This is a genomic window from Campylobacter sp. RM19073 (genome assembly GCF_024723495.1).
Classification (GTDB): Bacteria; Campylobacterota; Campylobacteria; order Campylobacterales; family Campylobacteraceae; genus Campylobacter; species Campylobacter porcelli.
The window spans coordinates 1-14,118 of sequence record NZ_JANQCT010000026.1 but is presented as its reverse complement, the minus strand read 5'-3'; the positions used below and the strand labels follow the sequence as shown (position 1 = coordinate 14,118).

At 32.6% G+C, this 14,118-nt stretch carries 16 protein-coding genes; 8 read left to right on the top strand and 8 right to left on the bottom strand.

The window, feature by feature from the left end:
• Positions 1 to 353 precede the first annotated feature (353 nt).
• From CSUIS19073_RS07355 to CSUIS19073_RS07340, 4 genes are read right to left on the bottom strand one after another with little or no spacing between them, the layout of a single operon-like run.
• Positions 354 to 656 carry a hypothetical protein gene (locus tag CSUIS19073_RS07355; protein WP_236845310.1) on the bottom strand — a complete coding sequence of 101 codons (303 nt, stop codon included), beginning with the start codon at positions 654 to 656 and terminating at the stop codon, positions 354 to 356.
• 45 nt (positions 657 to 701) lie between these two features.
• Positions 702 to 1,223 (bottom strand): hypothetical protein, encoded by a 522-nt coding sequence (locus CSUIS19073_RS07350; protein ID WP_086242573.1) that lies wholly within the window; start codon positions 1,221 to 1,223, stop codon positions 702 to 704.
• Position 1,224: 1 nt separating this feature from the next.
• Entirely contained in the window at positions 1,225 to 1,482 is a 258-nt protein-coding gene (locus CSUIS19073_RS07345; RefSeq protein ID WP_086242574.1) for a hypothetical protein, read from the bottom strand.
• Positions 1,483 to 1,503: 21 nt separating this feature from the next.
• Entirely contained in the window at positions 1,504 to 1,917 is a 414-nt protein-coding gene (locus CSUIS19073_RS07340) for a hypothetical protein (RefSeq protein WP_086242575.1), read from the bottom strand.
• A 163-nt stretch (positions 1,918 to 2,080) separates the two neighbouring features.
• Between CSUIS19073_RS07340 and CSUIS19073_RS07335 the strand changes: the two genes are divergently transcribed.
• Complete coding sequence (locus tag CSUIS19073_RS07335; protein ID WP_086237677.1) at positions 2,081 to 2,290, top strand: transcriptional regulator; 210 nt, start codon at positions 2,081 to 2,083, stop codon at positions 2,288 to 2,290.
• A gap of 95 nt (positions 2,291 to 2,385) precedes the next feature.
• On the opposite strand, the gene argH is transcribed toward CSUIS19073_RS07335, so the two are convergent.
• From argH to CSUIS19073_RS07315, 4 genes are all read right to left on the bottom strand, one after another.
• Positions 2,386 to 3,783, bottom strand: coding sequence for an argininosuccinate lyase (gene argH / locus CSUIS19073_RS07330; RefSeq protein WP_086242576.1), 1,398 nt, complete (start codon positions 3,781 to 3,783; stop codon positions 2,386 to 2,388).
• A 61-nt stretch (positions 3,784 to 3,844) separates the two neighbouring features.
• Positions 3,845 to 5,419 (bottom strand): phosphoenolpyruvate carboxykinase (ATP), encoded by a 1,575-nt coding sequence (gene pckA, locus CSUIS19073_RS07325; protein WP_086242579.1) that lies wholly within the window; start codon positions 5,417 to 5,419, stop codon positions 3,845 to 3,847.
• Positions 5,420 to 5,556: 137 nt separating this feature from the next.
• Complete coding sequence (locus tag CSUIS19073_RS07320) at positions 5,557 to 7,362, bottom strand: biotin/lipoyl-containing protein (protein ID WP_086242577.1); 1,806 nt, start codon at positions 7,360 to 7,362, stop codon at positions 5,557 to 5,559.
• Between the two features lie 12 nt (positions 7,363 to 7,374).
• Positions 7,375 to 8,748 carry a sodium-dependent transporter gene (locus CSUIS19073_RS07315; RefSeq protein ID WP_086237680.1) on the bottom strand — a complete coding sequence of 458 codons (1,374 nt, stop codon included), beginning with the start codon at positions 8,746 to 8,748 and terminating at the stop codon, positions 7,375 to 7,377.
• A 168-nt stretch (positions 8,749 to 8,916) separates the two neighbouring features.
• On the opposite strand from CSUIS19073_RS07315, the gene CSUIS19073_RS07310 reads away from it, so the two are divergent.
• The 7 genes from CSUIS19073_RS07310 (at position 8,917) to ciaB (ending at position 13,857) form a co-directional block, all read left to right on the top strand.
• Entirely contained in the window at positions 8,917 to 9,198 is a 282-nt protein-coding gene (locus tag CSUIS19073_RS07310; protein ID WP_086237681.1) for a TFIIB-type zinc ribbon-containing protein, read from the top strand.
• An 88-nt stretch (positions 9,199 to 9,286) separates the two neighbouring features.
• Complete coding sequence (locus CSUIS19073_RS07305; RefSeq protein WP_180379403.1) at positions 9,287 to 9,574, top strand: glycosyltransferase; 288 nt, start codon at positions 9,287 to 9,289, stop codon at positions 9,572 to 9,574.
• A 145-nt stretch (positions 9,575 to 9,719) separates the two neighbouring features.
• Positions 9,720 to 10,022 (top strand): hypothetical protein, encoded by a 303-nt coding sequence (locus CSUIS19073_RS07300; RefSeq protein ID WP_180379404.1) that lies wholly within the window; start codon positions 9,720 to 9,722, stop codon positions 10,020 to 10,022.
• A complete protein-coding gene (locus CSUIS19073_RS07295) occupies positions 10,019 to 10,219 on the top strand; it encodes a hypothetical protein (protein WP_180379405.1) in 201 nt (66 codons plus the stop codon). The genes CSUIS19073_RS07300 and CSUIS19073_RS07295 overlap by 4 nt, the downstream gene beginning before the upstream one ends.
• Complete coding sequence (locus CSUIS19073_RS07290; protein ID WP_086237683.1) at positions 10,203 to 11,642, top strand: DUF6056 family protein; 1,440 nt, start codon at positions 10,203 to 10,205, stop codon at positions 11,640 to 11,642. The genes CSUIS19073_RS07295 and CSUIS19073_RS07290 overlap by 17 nt, the downstream gene beginning before the upstream one ends.
• Complete coding sequence (locus CSUIS19073_RS07285) at positions 11,639 to 12,001, top strand: GtrA family protein (RefSeq protein ID WP_086237684.1); 363 nt, start codon at positions 11,639 to 11,641, stop codon at positions 11,999 to 12,001. The genes CSUIS19073_RS07290 and CSUIS19073_RS07285 overlap by 4 nt, the downstream gene beginning before the upstream one ends.
• Positions 12,002 to 12,039: 38 nt before the next feature.
• Positions 12,040 to 13,857 (top strand): invasion protein CiaB, encoded by a 1,818-nt coding sequence (ciaB, locus tag CSUIS19073_RS07280; protein ID WP_086237685.1) that lies wholly within the window; start codon positions 12,040 to 12,042, stop codon positions 13,855 to 13,857.
• Positions 13,858 to 14,118 lie beyond the last annotated feature (261 nt).

The window sequence follows — 14,118 nt, the reverse complement described above, 5'->3', positions numbered from 1 at the left end:
TCTTGATTTAAATATAATAAATATCACAAAATAGTTATAAAATTTAAAAATATCAATTAAAATTTGGATTATAGTGGCTAAAAATAGAGCTAAAATATATAGATAAAATTGATATTTTTTAGCTCTTATTTAGTCTAAAAGATAGGTAAATTTGCATTATTATGGTAAATATAATGGGAGCTCTAATAGTGCTATTTAAACACAATTAGATAAATTTTATAATTTTATTATAATTTTGTTTTTTAACCTTTTTATAGACTAAAAATAGATCAACTACCCACCAAGCAATAGAAAAAAGTAAAAATACAGTAGCAGTTACTAGTAAAAAATCAATGATAATATAATCATAATAATCAATAGATAGATCTAGTGAGATAAAAAAACAACACGCAAGATAATATGGATAAAATTGTGCGTAATGCTCCTAAGGCATAATCTTTTATCATAAATCTATCAATAGCTAGCCACCAAAGCAAGAATGTGCCACATATAATGCTAGCAATTAGAGGTTTTATAGGATCTTGAAGTGGCAAAAGAATCAAGTCTGATAATACTTTTTCCTTGTTTTGTAGGTTTTCAAATTTTAGTTTTAAAGTAGATAAATCCTCTTTATCTACTTTATCTTGAACGCTTAAAAGAAAGATATTATAATTCATTATAATTTCTATAAAATTGAGTTATTTATTAAAGACCTAAAATCTTTAAAATAACTCTACATAAATTTTCTTGCCATCATCAGTATATCTAGCACTATATTGTATGGTTTTTTCGACATCACCACCTTTAAACAAAGCTCCTTCTAATACACCATTTTTGTATCGTTTAAACATTTCTTCTGGCATTTGTGGATATGTAATTGTTAGTGTTGCTTTGCAATAAGTAGAATCTTTGCTATCGCTATCTTCTGTAATAAAATCACTAAAATTAGTATAAACGACTTCATTAGCATATTCTTTTATATCAAGTATCGGTTTAAAATAGAAAACCCCAAGCATCTCGGTGGTAGATGCGGCTTCTAGTTCTCTAAGCCCCATACCTCCAGATCTTATTAATAATGCTCTTAAAGACTGCTCATTTAAACCATATTCCACATAAATCCACTCATCACTATCCAAAATTTCCTTTAACACGCTCTTAACGCTTTCATCATTACATTTTGGTTTATTAGTAAAGCACCCAGAAAATAATAAAATTATCATTAAACTTAATAAAATGTTTTTCATTTTACTCCATTATTATTTTGATATATTTTATGATTTCATCATTTTTGGCTCCATTTTGACCTAATAGATTTCTTAATAAATCTAGGTTAAGTTGTGGAGGAAATATGAGATAAGAGTTGGTTGGAAAACCATTTGATTTTAAACCAATACAAAATTTTTCATCTTCATTTGTATATGCTTCTCCTGCAACAATTTGATAGGTATCTTTCTCATAAAGTAAGGTAGGCTCTACTTCAAAAGGTGCGTATTTTTCACTCATTTTTATCTCCTTAAATCGCAATCACTGCATAAGATTTATAATCTTTTCGAAATTTTGTTTGCGAAGCTTTTTCCCTACTAAAAATAGATCCACAATCCACCAAATCCAGTTAATAATAATAACTATAGATGTAAGAAATTCTGTATTGTAAGATGAAAGATCTAGATAAATACTTAAAATTGTCAATCCTAAGCGGATAAAACCAAGTATCTTATCGCCAATCATAAAGCGTCCTACACCAAGATTGCCAAGCAAAAAGCTCCCCACCCAAAATACAAAAGCTGGGCTTTTTAATTTTATCTGTGAAAGTTTAGAGATAAAATCTTTTTGTTTATCTTGACTTAAGCTTTCAAATTTATCTTTTAATATTACAGAAGACGCACCATCTTTTGGGAGCTTATCTTGAATGATTAAAAGAACTGAATTAAAATCCATAAAATCTCCTTAATAAAAATGTATCGAATTATTCCATAATATATCTTAAATAATCTTGAAATATTAGATATATTATTAGTAAATAATTGAATATTTCTAGTGTTTTTAATAAAGATTTTTTAATGTAAAATCCTAATTGAGTTAAAAAAATTTAAGGCAAAAAATGGCAAAAAAGAGCAAACGCGATATGGCATATGAGTTGGATATTGATGTTAGCACTTTGTATAATTGGAGAAAGCATAAACCAAATTTATACCGCATTGTTATGCTTGGTTTTAAATTCGATGAACTTTTAGAGAAAAATCGAGAAAATTATGAAGAGTTACTTAAGCTAAATCAAATAATACAAGATGAGATTGATAAATTTAAATAGGGTAAATTTAATATAATTTTTAAGATTTGCTATAAGCAGTTTAGTGATAAATAGATGAATGATTATGAAAAATTAAATTTAAAATATCGAGCGAATTAACGCTCAATATCATTGGATTTGATAAATTTATCAATCAACTCAAGCTGGATATTTACACTATAATCGCTAGTGCCACCGATAGATTTTCTAGCTTCTTTGGAGCTTTCTAGCTTTAGTAGCCCCAAGGCATCAGAGTCAATGCTAGGCTCTATGCTTTGTAATTCTTCTAAATTTAATTCGCTTAAATCCTTGCCTAAGCTCTCAGCTAATGCCACGCATTTGCCAGTTATAAAATGTGCTTGACGAAATGGAATTTGCTTTTGTTTGACTAGATAATCAGCTAAATCAGTAGCACTTAAATGCCCTGTTTTACACGCTTTTAGCATATTTTCTTTATTAAATTTAATCTCAGCCATCATTGCATTGAGAATGATTAGAGAGTTTTTAGCACTTTTTACACTATCAAATAGGCACTCTTTATCCTCTTGCATATCTTTATTATAGGCTAAGGGCAGGGATTTCATCGTGGTTAATAGTGAGATTAGATTACCGTAGGCACGGCCTGTTTTACCTCTGATTAGCTCGGCTACATCTGGGTTTTTTTTCTGTGGCATTATGCTTGAGCCTGTGCTAAATCTATCGCTAATTGTGATATATCCAAATTCACTACTACTCCATAAAATCAGCTCTTCGCATAGCCTTGATGTATGGGTAAAGATCAAGCTAATATTAAAAAGTAGCTCAAGAGCAAAATCCCTATCACTAACGCTATCCATAGCATTAGGCGTAATACCGCTAAATCCAAGCTCCCTTGCGACCATCTCACGATCGATTGGATGGGGCGTGCCAGCCATAGCACATGAGCCAAGTGGGCTAAGATTATTTCGTTTATGGCTATTAATTAACCTATCATAATCCCTGCTAAACATAAAAGCATAAGCTAGTAAATGATATGCAAGGCTAACTGGCTGAGCGTGTTGTAAGTGAGTAAATCCTGGCATCAGCGTTGATTTATGCTCTTTGGCAATTTGGCTAAGTGTTTTGATAAGATCTAAAATTAATTTAGCAATTTCCATATTCGCCCCAAGTGCAAATAGCCTAAAATCAAGTGCTACTTGGTCATTTCTACTTCTTGCGGTGTGGAGCTTACCGCCAAATTCAGCCCCAATAATTTGGCTAAGCCTTTTTTCAATCGCCATATGAATATCTTCATCAGCGATAGAAAATTTAAATTCTCCATTTTCTATTTCGGATTTTATTTGCTCTAGTCCATTTAGTATCTTTTTGGCGGTTTCATCATCAATGATATTGCATTTAGCTAGCATTTTTGCGTGTGCTTTTGAGCCATTTATATCTTGAATGTATAGCTCCTTATCAAATTCAATCGAAGCATTAAAAGCCTCTAAAAGCTCACTACTAGCTTCGTTAAATCTACCTTGCCACATTTTTTGCATAAAAAATCCTTAATAAAGTATTGAGATAGTGGTAGAATTCGCCCATTACAAAGGCGAAAGATTAGATTGCTGGACCAGCTTTAGAAAATTGCACACCCTCTGCGACATCTTCATAGCGTTTAAAATTGTTGATAAACATATTAGCTAGATTATCTCTGCTTACGATATATTCATCTTTATTAGACCAAGTATTAATAGGGTTTAATAGATTTGTTTCCACTCCATCAAGGGATTTTGGGATCGCAAGATTGAATTTATCGAAATTTTCAAACTCGCATTGCTCGATACTACCATCTAAAATAGCGTTTATACAAGCTCTAGTAGCCTTAATGCTCATTCTTTTACCAACGCCATACGCACCACCGCTCCAGCCGGTATTTACTAGATATACATTTACATTGTGTTTATCTATCTTTTCACCAAGAAGTCTTGCATAAACGGTAGGGTGAAGTGGCATAAATGGCTCTCCAAAACACGCTGAAAAGGTCGCTTGTGGCTCTGTGATACCACGCTCAGTACCAGCTACCTTAGCTGTATATCCACTTAAGAAATAATACATTGCTTGCTCTTTTGTGAGTTTTGAAACTGGAGGTAGTATGCCAAAAGCATCGGCTGTAAGGAAGATTATATTTTTTGGATGGCCAGCTTTTAGGGTTGGTTCGTGATTTGGAATATGCTCGATTGGATAACTTACACGGGTATTTTCAGTTTTTGAATCATCGCTATAATCTACTACCCCATTTTTATCTATGCAGACATTTTCTAGTAGAGCATCACGCTTAATAGCAGCGTAAATTTCAGGTTCATTTTTTGGGTCTAAATTTATACATTTTGCATAGCAACCACCTTCAAAGTTAAACACGCCCTCATCATCCCAGCCATGCTCGTCATCGCCTATTAATGCTCTATTTGGGTCTGTTGAAAGTGTAGTTTTACCAGTGCCACTTAAGCCAAAAAATAGAGCCGTATCACCATCTTTGCCGACATTTGCAGAGCAGTGCATAGATAGCTTATTTTCTAGTGGTAGCCAATAATTCATCATAGAAAATATCCCCTTTTTCATCTCGCCACCATACCAAGTGCCGCCTATTACAGCGATATTTTCTTCTATGTTAAAGATTACAAAAACTTCTGAGTTCAATCCATCTTTTTTATACTCATCATTAACGCATTTACAAGCATTATATACTACAAAATCAGGGGTAAAGTTAGCTAGTTCAGATTCGCTAGGGCGGATAAACATATTTTTGACAAAGTGTGCTTGCCACGCTACTTCAGTTACAAATCTTACACTTTTGCGACTTGCTAAGCTAGAGCCACAGTAGGCATCTTGGATATAGATATTTTTACCGCTTAGTTGGGATTTTGCTTTGGCAAGGAGTTTATCAAATGTCTCTTTTGTCATAGGTTGATTGACTTTTCCCCATGCTAGATATTTATTGCTTGGGTCTTGATTAACAAAATATTTATCTTTAGGACTGCGACCTGTGAAAATTCCAGTATCTACGCTAAAGGTTCCGTTGTCTGTGATATAGCCTTCATTGTTAGCTTTTTCATGAGCAAAAAGCTCATCATAGCTTAGATTATGATAGATCTCTTTGATATTATTTAACCCTAGCTTATCTAAATCCTTTATCATATTTTTACCTTTTTTACAAAATTAAAATTTGATTTATTTTATTATTTTTTAGCTTAATTTTTGGTTTTATTTTAGAATTTTTGATAATAAATTTTATAATTTAATAAAAGCCGCCAGCTTTGGCAGCTTTAATACTATTTTAGTTTGATTAGGAGTTGGCCATCTTCTACGGTTTGACCTTGAGATATGAGTATTTCTTCTATTTCGCCATCGCATTCAGCCTTGATAGGAATTTCCATTTTCATCGCTTCTAGGATTACTACAGTTTGACCTGATTGGACGCTATCTCCTGTATTTACTAGAATTTTAAACACACCAGCTGACATAGTAGCTATAATCTCATTTGAAGCACCTGTTGAGCTTACTATTTTTGGCTCAGATTTGCTCTCTTTATGTTCGCTAGGCTTAGCTGGAGTTATGGATTTGATACTAAAATTATTAAATCCATCTGCAACTTCTACATTGTAGTTATTACCATTTACCGTTACGCTAAATTGATTTGAGCTAGATTTTGTAGTAGCTTTTGGCATATCGCTATTTTTGCGTACCATTACTTTACCTTCGCCTTTTAGGTAGGCTATGCCTTTTTCCTTACATGCAGCGGCTATAAAGATATTTTCTTCTGTTGCCTCTAAGCCCTCTTTTTCTAATAGTGATTTTGTATAGGCTATAGATTTTGTCTCATCTTTATCGGCAATATCAATTGCTGTAGCGGTGGTAGGCTCTAAATTTAATTGTTTAGCAGCAAGTTCTACAATGTGGCTATCTGGAGTAACTGGGGTTTTACCAAAATAGCCTAAAACCATCTTACCATAGCCTTCTGCTATCTTTTTCCAAGGGCCAAATATTACATTATTAAATGCTTGTTGGAAGTAAAATTGGCTAACAGGGGTTACGCTCGTGCCATATCCGCCTTTTTCTACAACCTCTCTCATAGCTTTTATCACAGCTGGGAATTTATCTAAGATATTGTTATCTCTCATCATTTGAGTATTAGCTGTAAGTGCACCGCCAGGCATAGGAGAAAATGGTATTAATGGGCTAACTTGAGTAGCTTCAGGTGGCATAAAATAATCTTTTAAACACTCATGTAAGACTTCTTCATATTTTAAAATTTTATCAACTTCCAATCCGCCTAGATCGTAGTTTTTACCTTTTACAGCGTGAAGCATTGTAAGAATATCAGGCTGACTTGTTCCACCGCTTACTGGAGAAGCGGCTAAATCTATACCATCAGCACCAGCTTCAAGTGCAGCTAAATAACAAGCGATACTTACCCCAGCAGTTTCGTGAGTATGAAGTCTAAGATGGATATCATCGCCTAGTAGATTTCTAGCCATTTTGATAGTTTGATATACCTTTTCAGGGCTACTTGTCCCGCTTGCATCTTTAAAGCAGACGCTATCAAATTCAATTCCGCTATCTAAAATTTTTCTTAAGCATTTTTCGTAAAACTTAGCATCATGAGCACCAACGCAGTTTGGCGGTAGATCCATCATTGTTACTACAACTTCGTGCTTTAGTCCGTGATGTTTGATTCTTTGAGCGCTATATTCTAAATTCTTAACATCATTTAGGGCATCAAAGTTGCGAATTGTGGTTGTCCCATGCTTGGCAAAGAGTTTTGCGTGAAGATCTACTAGCTCACGACTTCCAGTATCTAGTGTTACGGTATTTACGCCACGAGATAGAGTTTGTAGATTAGCGTCTTTTCCAGCGACTTCTCTAAATTTATCCATCATTGTAAAGGCATCTTCGTTTAGATAAAAATATAAGCTTTGAAATCTAGCTCCACCGCCAAATTCAAAGTGATTTATACCAGCTTCTTTAGCAGCACTTACTGCTGGTAAAAAGTCATCCATCAAGACTCTTGCACCAAATACAGACTGAAAACCATCTCTAAAAGTAGTATCCATAACATCAATAAATTTTTTTGCCATATCTTTCCTTTTTTAAATTTTACTTATAATTTGATAAGCTCCAATTAGCAAAATCACAAGCGGAGCAACATAGCGGAGTGTAAAATACCAAATCTCAAACCATTGTCTAGACATAAATCCTGAAAATAGAGTAAATAATCCTTCCTTTTTAAGAATGTAACCAACAAAAATACTAAATGTCAAAGCACCAAGTGGCATTAAAATATTTGAAGTTAGTAAGTCTAATATATCAAAAAATGCTACTGGCTTTTCATTATTTATAGCTAATGCTGGAATGCTAAAATAGTTACTTGTAACTTCGTAATATGATAAAATACAAAATATACCTAAAAGATATACAAATATACCAATTATAGCTATAGCGTTGTTTCTACTGATATTAAATTTATGTATCAAATATAGAGTAAATGGCTCTATCATAGATACAGCTGAGGTAATACCTGCAAAAAGTAGCGAGGCAAAAAAGGCAATTGCAAGTATATTTCCTATAATTCCCATTTGAGCAAATAAAGATGCAAGTGATATAAAGATTAATCCAGGTCCATCGCTAGCTGGCTGACCATCAATAATAGGGATAAATGAGAATACTACAAGCCCCATCATAATGCCAATTAAGATATTAATAAAGATAATTGAGAGAGTGGATTTAATCAAATTTGCCCCATCTGGCAAACTAGCTGCATATGTAGCCACCGTCCCAACGCCCATTGACATGGAGAAAAATGCTAATCCTAAGGCTTGTAATATTAACTGAGGATTTAAAAGCTTACTAAAATCTGGAATAAAAATAAAATTTAAAGCCTTAGTAAAGTTGCCACTAGCAAAGATCGCATAGAGCAAAAGTCCCACAAGAAGTATAAAAAGTGATGGCATCATCCATATATTTAGCTTTTCAATGCCACTTTTAATCCCTTTAGAAACCACATAAAATACGATTAAAAACACAATACTAAAGCATACAAATACATTTAAAAAATCGTTTTTAATAAGTGCGCCAAAGGCATTAGCGGCCTCTTGAGTGCTTTGTGGTAGAGTATCAAAAGATAAAAATATGTATCTTAAAATCCATCCGATAACAATCATATAAAATGACGCTATTAAAATCGCAGTTAGCATAAAAAATCCAGCAAATCCCCAAGCTCGTTTATGCTTAGGTGCTAGCTTTGTGAGCGAATTTACAATATCAGTACCACCTAATCTACCAATAGCAAGCTCAGCCAAAAAGACCACGACAGCCACTCCAAGAGTAAGGATAATGTATAGCAAGATAAATGCCGAACCGCCATTATTTCCTACCATTGTGGGGAATTTCCACGCATTTCCTAGCCCAACGGCACTTCCAGCCATCGCTAAAACAAAGCCAATTTTTGAAAATTTCTCTATCATCTTCTCCCTTGAGCCAAATATGCTAAGTTTATCAAATTTTTTCTTTTTATACACTTTTTTTTATAAATTTTTTTTATTAAGTTGATTTTTTTGCTTTTTGTGTAACTTTTTGAAATTTGCTATTAATATTTTTGGTTAATTACTTAAATTTAATCAAAAGGATAAATAATGGTATGCCCGGTATGTAAAAATGTGGATTTAGTGATGAGTGAAAGAAGTGGAGTGGAGATTGATTATTGTCCAAAATGCCGTGGCGTGTGGCTAGATCGTGGAGAGCTTGATAAGATTATTGAAAGATCAATGCCAAATTCTAGGCAAAATGAGTATTTTAGCGGTAAAAAAGAGTATGAACCACGCAAAGATGAGAGAATATACTATGATGATGGCTATCATAGCAGCTATCGCAAGAAGAAAAAAGAGAGCTTTTTATCAGAGCTTTTTGATTTTTAAATTTAGATTAAATGAGAATTTGAAATTTAGGAGAAAATAGTGAAAAATAATTGCTTGGGGTGGGGTATTACTAGATCTATCTTTTGTAGTGCCTTTCTACAATGAGAGTTTAAATTTAGATGATTTTTACTTGCAAATTTTAAATCAAATTGCTATTATTAATAAGCAAAATTCCAAACAAATTAGTTGCGAATTTATATTTATCAATGATGGTAGCACTGATAATACTTTAAAAATTTTAAGAAATTTAGCTTTAAAAGATAATAGAATTAAAATTTTAAATTTTTCAAGAAATTTTGGCAAAGAGGCTGCTATTTTAGCTGGACTTCAAAATAGCAGTGCTAAGGCTACTATTTTGATTGATACAGACTTATAAAATCCAGTGGAGCTAATCCCTAAAATGTATCAAAATTTTATAACACAAAATATAGATATGATATGTGTCAGACGGATAGATAGAAAAGGCGAGAGTAAGCTTAGGGCTATTTTTAGCGATATGTTTTTATAAAATCAGCCGTTTTATGAGCGAAATTTCTCTTAAAAGTGGGGTTAGGGATTTTCGCTTGATGAGTAAAGAAGTAGTAGATGCGATATTACAACTTAGCGAATATCACCGGTTTTCTAAGGCGATTTTTGAGTGGGTTGGATTTTCTAAAATTTATTTAGAATATGAGTATATCCCCAGAAATGCTGGAAGTAGTGGATGGAGCTTTTGGAAGCTTTTTAAATATGGGATTGAAGGGTTGATTAGCTTTTCTACAATGCCACTTAGACTAGCTTTTATTTTAGGGTTTGGGGCTGTTTTGGTGCTTTTATCTATATGATTATTTTGATTTTTGATACTTTGATATATGGAAATGCCGTTAGAGGTTATCCATCTTTGATGTGTGTGATTATATTTTTTAGCGGTATTATTTTGATTGTTTTGGGGATAATTGGAGAGTATATAGCTAGGATTTATGAGCAGGTGAAAAATCGCCCAAACTATATTTTAAAGGATAGAAATGAATTTAAAAATTAAATATTTAAATTTATCCATTTTTGGCGTTTTGTTTGCTATTTTGCTTTTCTTAAATTTGCTCTATCCAGCACAAGCTGATGATTATACGCTATATCAAAGTGCTTTAAATGGCAATTTTTTGTCAACTTATTTTGAATGGAATGGCAGAATTGGAGAAATATTATTTTCTGGGTATTTTGCGAAATTTGCCTTTAGTCCTATTTTTGATATTATTAATGCGATTATTGGGACGGCTTTTTTATTTTTGGGATTTTTGCTGTGTTTTGGAAGGGTTATAAGAGATAAAGCAGATATAGTTTTACTTGCTTTGTGGTTTGCAATTTTAGGGCTTTTTGGATATTTTGGCTCGATATTTTTATGGGGTGCTGGAAGTGCAAATTACCTATGGGGAGTTACTTTGATTTTTATATTTTGCCTCCCTTATCGATTATTTTGGGATCAAATTTATAATCATACTCAAAAGAGTAGTCATAGCGTATTTGTAAATTTTATTTGGTTGGGTTTTGGATTTTTAGCATTTTTAGCTGGTATGGCGAGTGAATTTATAGGAGTTATGATTATTTTTGCAACTACTATTAGCTTTATTTACGCAAAATATCATAAAACATCTTTGCCATTTTGGCAAATTTGGGGATTTTTTGGTTTTGTGGTTGGCTGGATAACTCTATTTTTATCACCAGGGAGCAATAAACGAGCAGAGATTGCGAATTTTATGAGTTTGGGTGAGTTTTTTGACCTATCATTTTTAGATAAAATTATTACTATAAATCAAGCATTAGATCATAATTATTCTGATATATTTGTGATTTTTCTTATCTCTTTTTCTATATTTTATATATTTAAAAATCAGATTAAATTTAAATCATATCGCTGGATTATAGCTATTTTATTAACTGGCGTTGCGGCTATTTTTGCAAAGCATATTTGTGCTGCTTTGGTCTTTGCTATTTTGTTATTGATGATGAGAAATTTAGCTATAAAAGATAAATTTTACTATATTTTTATCGCTCTATTTTTGCTTTGGATCTTTATGGGAGTTGTGCTGTTTGGGCTTATAGAAGGTGTGCCAAAACGAACTAGCGTAGTAAGAGATATTGTTTTGATGGCTATTATCATTTTAATATTTAAAGAGTTGTATAACGAATATAGCAAAATAATTAGCCTTATAAGCTTTTCTTTATTTATTTGTAGCGTAATATTTGTTAGCTATCATAGCTATAAGACATATTTGAGCCAAAAGGCGATAAATCAAGAGATTATCGCTCAAAAAATAGCTGGCAAAAGCGATTTTATAATACATAAAAAATTAATTTATAAATCGAAAAAATTTATAGATTTTGGCAATTTGCAAGAGGATTTAAACCACTGGATAAATCAAGCAGTAGCTAATCATCATAATATACAAAGTATATCTATAAAATGAGAGATATTATCATTTATGGTTTAGTTGGAGTGGTAAATACTTTTGTTGGGCTTGGGAGCGTCCTTGCCTTAACATATTTTGGCTTTATTGCTGAGATGGCAAATTTTTTGGGTTATGTGATTGGGGTTTGCTTATCATACATTTTAAATAGCAAATTTACTTTCAAAACCAAAAATTCGCCACTTAAAGCGATTAAATTTGCCATATCTATGGGATTTGCGTATTGTTTAAATTTGCTATTTTTATATATGAGTTATAGGGTATATGGTATAGATATCTATCTAGCTCAATGCGTAGCTGGTATGATATATACTATTAGTGGATTTTTGCTTTGTAGATATTTTGTTTTTTTAAAATAGATATAATTTTCATTTTAAAATAAAATATAAGGCAAAATATGAAATACCAAAAGTTAAATGAGTTATCAAAATCCTTTAAAAATGAGCTAAATCAGCTCTATAAAGATATGGATAATCCTATAATCTTACAAGGCTTAAATATAGCAAATTTACCAAATAATAGCCAAGCCAAAACAGCCATAACAGATAGAATAGTCTCTCTTAGAGCTTCATCTGTCGAAAATGAGCTAAAAAAGTTAAATTTAAGCAAAGAAAAAATCAAGGAAATTAACTCAAATTTATATGATTATGTGAGTAAATTTTATATAGATAGATTTACAAAAATGCTAAATCTTATAAGCCAAGATGAGCTTTTAAGCGAATTTGAGATGGAGCTTTTGTGGGGTGTGCATAGAATTGGTATAGCCATTACAAATATGCAAAAAGTATGGCAAAGTCATATAATAGATGGTATAAATGAGGAGTTTGGGCTTAAGTTTCCAACCATCGCTCAAGCTATGAAATTTATAGGTGATAATGCTTTGTATCAGCTTAGTAGCGATGGATTAAAATGCGATAGGGTTTATGGAGCGGTCGTAAAAGATGGTAGCAAGTATAAAATGGTACCATATATCACAGCCTTTGCTAGTGAGTGCGAGGCGGTTGTGAGTGAATTTGAAAACACTATAAATTCATTAAAGCCTTTAGCAAAATCTAATCAAGATAAGGCATATATAATCTACCTTGAAGCCTTAAAATCTGCGTTTAATGAGAGAGATAATGATAAAGTCATATCAAAATGGCAAGACGCAGAAAGAGCCTGGATGCAAACTCGCTCAGCTATACAGATCGGTCATCCGCTAGAGTATTATGAAGATGCTTACACGCACGCTGTAGCCTTGGAGTGGGATATAAGATTAAGCTCTCAAAGCGATATTGATGAGAATAAATTGAAAAACAATATAAAAGATAGCTTTGATCAAATTTACTCTCAAATAGAGCCTAAAAACTCAAATATGGCTAGTTTAGTCCATTCTAATATCGATAAAACTCAGCTTTATATATGCGCTCCTATGCTCTATTATGGAGCGGAATTTAATGGGCTTTTTTCGGCTCAAGTGGTTCCAAATGATGAGATAGTAAGTGGCGAGTGTGGTAAGAAGATTTTTGCTTTTGTGGATTTTGTCTATCAAAGCTCTAAGGCTAAGCCTTTTATGAAGTTAGCAAGTGAGATTTTTGATAAAGAATTTTTAGATTATGGTCGTGAAATTTTGTTTAATAATGAGAAAATTTGGAAGCAAGTTTATGAAATTTCCACAATCGGGCATGAGTTTGGGCATATATTATTTATGGATAGTGATAGCGAAAATTTGATGAATATTGGTGGGGAATTTAAATTTATAGAAGAGTATAAGGCTACAACGGGTGGGCTAGTTAATTTCTTTTTACATGAAAAAAATGAGCTCATTTTGCCTGTTTTTGCTGAGCTTATTAAGCGAAGTGTAGGGTTAATAGCGTGGCAAAAGGTGGTTGAGACTAGGGCATATTATTGTGAGGGTTTGATACATTTGACGCTGTTATTTAGGACTGGGGTGCTTGGATTTGATGGAAAGAGATTAAATTTAAGCTTTAATCAGCAAAGTTATGAGAAATTCAAAAGCTTAACTTTGGAAAATTATATCGATTTAGCGAGTTACTATACCAAAAAGATAGATGCTAGTGAATTTTTGGCTAAATTCGCATATTTTGATGGAGAAATTTACCTGCCAAATGATGCCGAAGTTGCGAATTTTGTGAAATATTATTATAATAGATATGAGATGATCGGCAATGAAATTGACGAGAGCGATGAGTGGCAAAAGTGGCAAAATGCGTGATTAAATCCTAATAATTTCTAGGATAATACAATTTGTATTTTGGCAATTGCTAGAAGCGATTAAAACTTTTAAAATCTTGCTACTACTTTTTAATCAAAATTTTCGCCAAAAACTCCTTCGAGTTTTTTGTTGCGAAAATTTTGTAAAAGCCTTTCAATGAGTGGCTTACGCCACGGATTTTTAAAACGAATTTGAAGCAAATAAGGGGAACCCCACGAAGTGGGGCTTCAGTGCGTTTCCAAAGTGCCAAACTTTGGTCGC

Excerpts from the sequence above, each read along its gene's own strand:
- ciaB (WP_086237685.1), top strand. The coding sequence starts at position 12,040 with ATGAAATACCAAAAGTTAAATGAGTTATCAAAATCCTTTAAAAATGAG.
- CSUIS19073_RS07320 (WP_086242577.1), bottom strand. The coding sequence starts at position 7,362 with ATGGCAAAAAAATTTATTGATGTTATGGATACTACTTTTAGAGATGGT.
- CSUIS19073_RS07355 (WP_236845310.1), bottom strand. The coding sequence starts at position 656 with ATGAATTATAATATCTTTCTTTTAAGCGTTCAAGATAAAGTAGATAAA.
- argH (WP_086242576.1), bottom strand. The coding sequence starts at position 3,783 with ATGCAAAAAATGTGGCAAGGTAGATTTAACGAAGCTAGTAGTGAGCTT.
- CSUIS19073_RS07290 (WP_086237683.1), top strand. The coding sequence starts at position 10,203 with ATGAATTTAAAAATTAAATATTTAAATTTATCCATTTTTGGCGTTTTG.
- CSUIS19073_RS07285 (WP_086237684.1), top strand. The coding sequence starts at position 11,639 with ATGAGAGATATTATCATTTATGGTTTAGTTGGAGTGGTAAATACTTTT.
- CSUIS19073_RS07340 (WP_086242575.1), bottom strand. The coding sequence starts at position 1,917 with ATGGATTTTAATTCAGTTCTTTTAATCATTCAAGATAAGCTCCCAAAA.
- CSUIS19073_RS07300 (WP_180379404.1), top strand. The coding sequence starts at position 9,720 with ATGAGCGAAATTTCTCTTAAAAGTGGGGTTAGGGATTTTCGCTTGATG.
- CSUIS19073_RS07335 (WP_086237677.1), top strand. The coding sequence starts at position 2,081 with ATGGCAAAAAAGAGCAAACGCGATATGGCATATGAGTTGGATATTGAT.
- CSUIS19073_RS07295 (WP_180379405.1), top strand. The coding sequence starts at position 10,019 with ATGATTATTTTGATTTTTGATACTTTGATATATGGAAATGCCGTTAGA.
- CSUIS19073_RS07315 (WP_086237680.1), bottom strand. The coding sequence starts at position 8,748 with ATGATAGAGAAATTTTCAAAAATTGGCTTTGTTTTAGCGATGGCTGGA.
- CSUIS19073_RS07345 (WP_086242574.1), bottom strand. The coding sequence starts at position 1,482 with ATGAGTGAAAAATACGCACCTTTTGAAGTAGAGCCTACCTTACTTTAT.
- CSUIS19073_RS07350 (WP_086242573.1), bottom strand. The coding sequence starts at position 1,223 with ATGAAAAACATTTTATTAAGTTTAATGATAATTTTATTATTTTCTGGG.
- CSUIS19073_RS07310 (WP_086237681.1), top strand. The coding sequence starts at position 8,917 with ATGGTATGCCCGGTATGTAAAAATGTGGATTTAGTGATGAGTGAAAGA.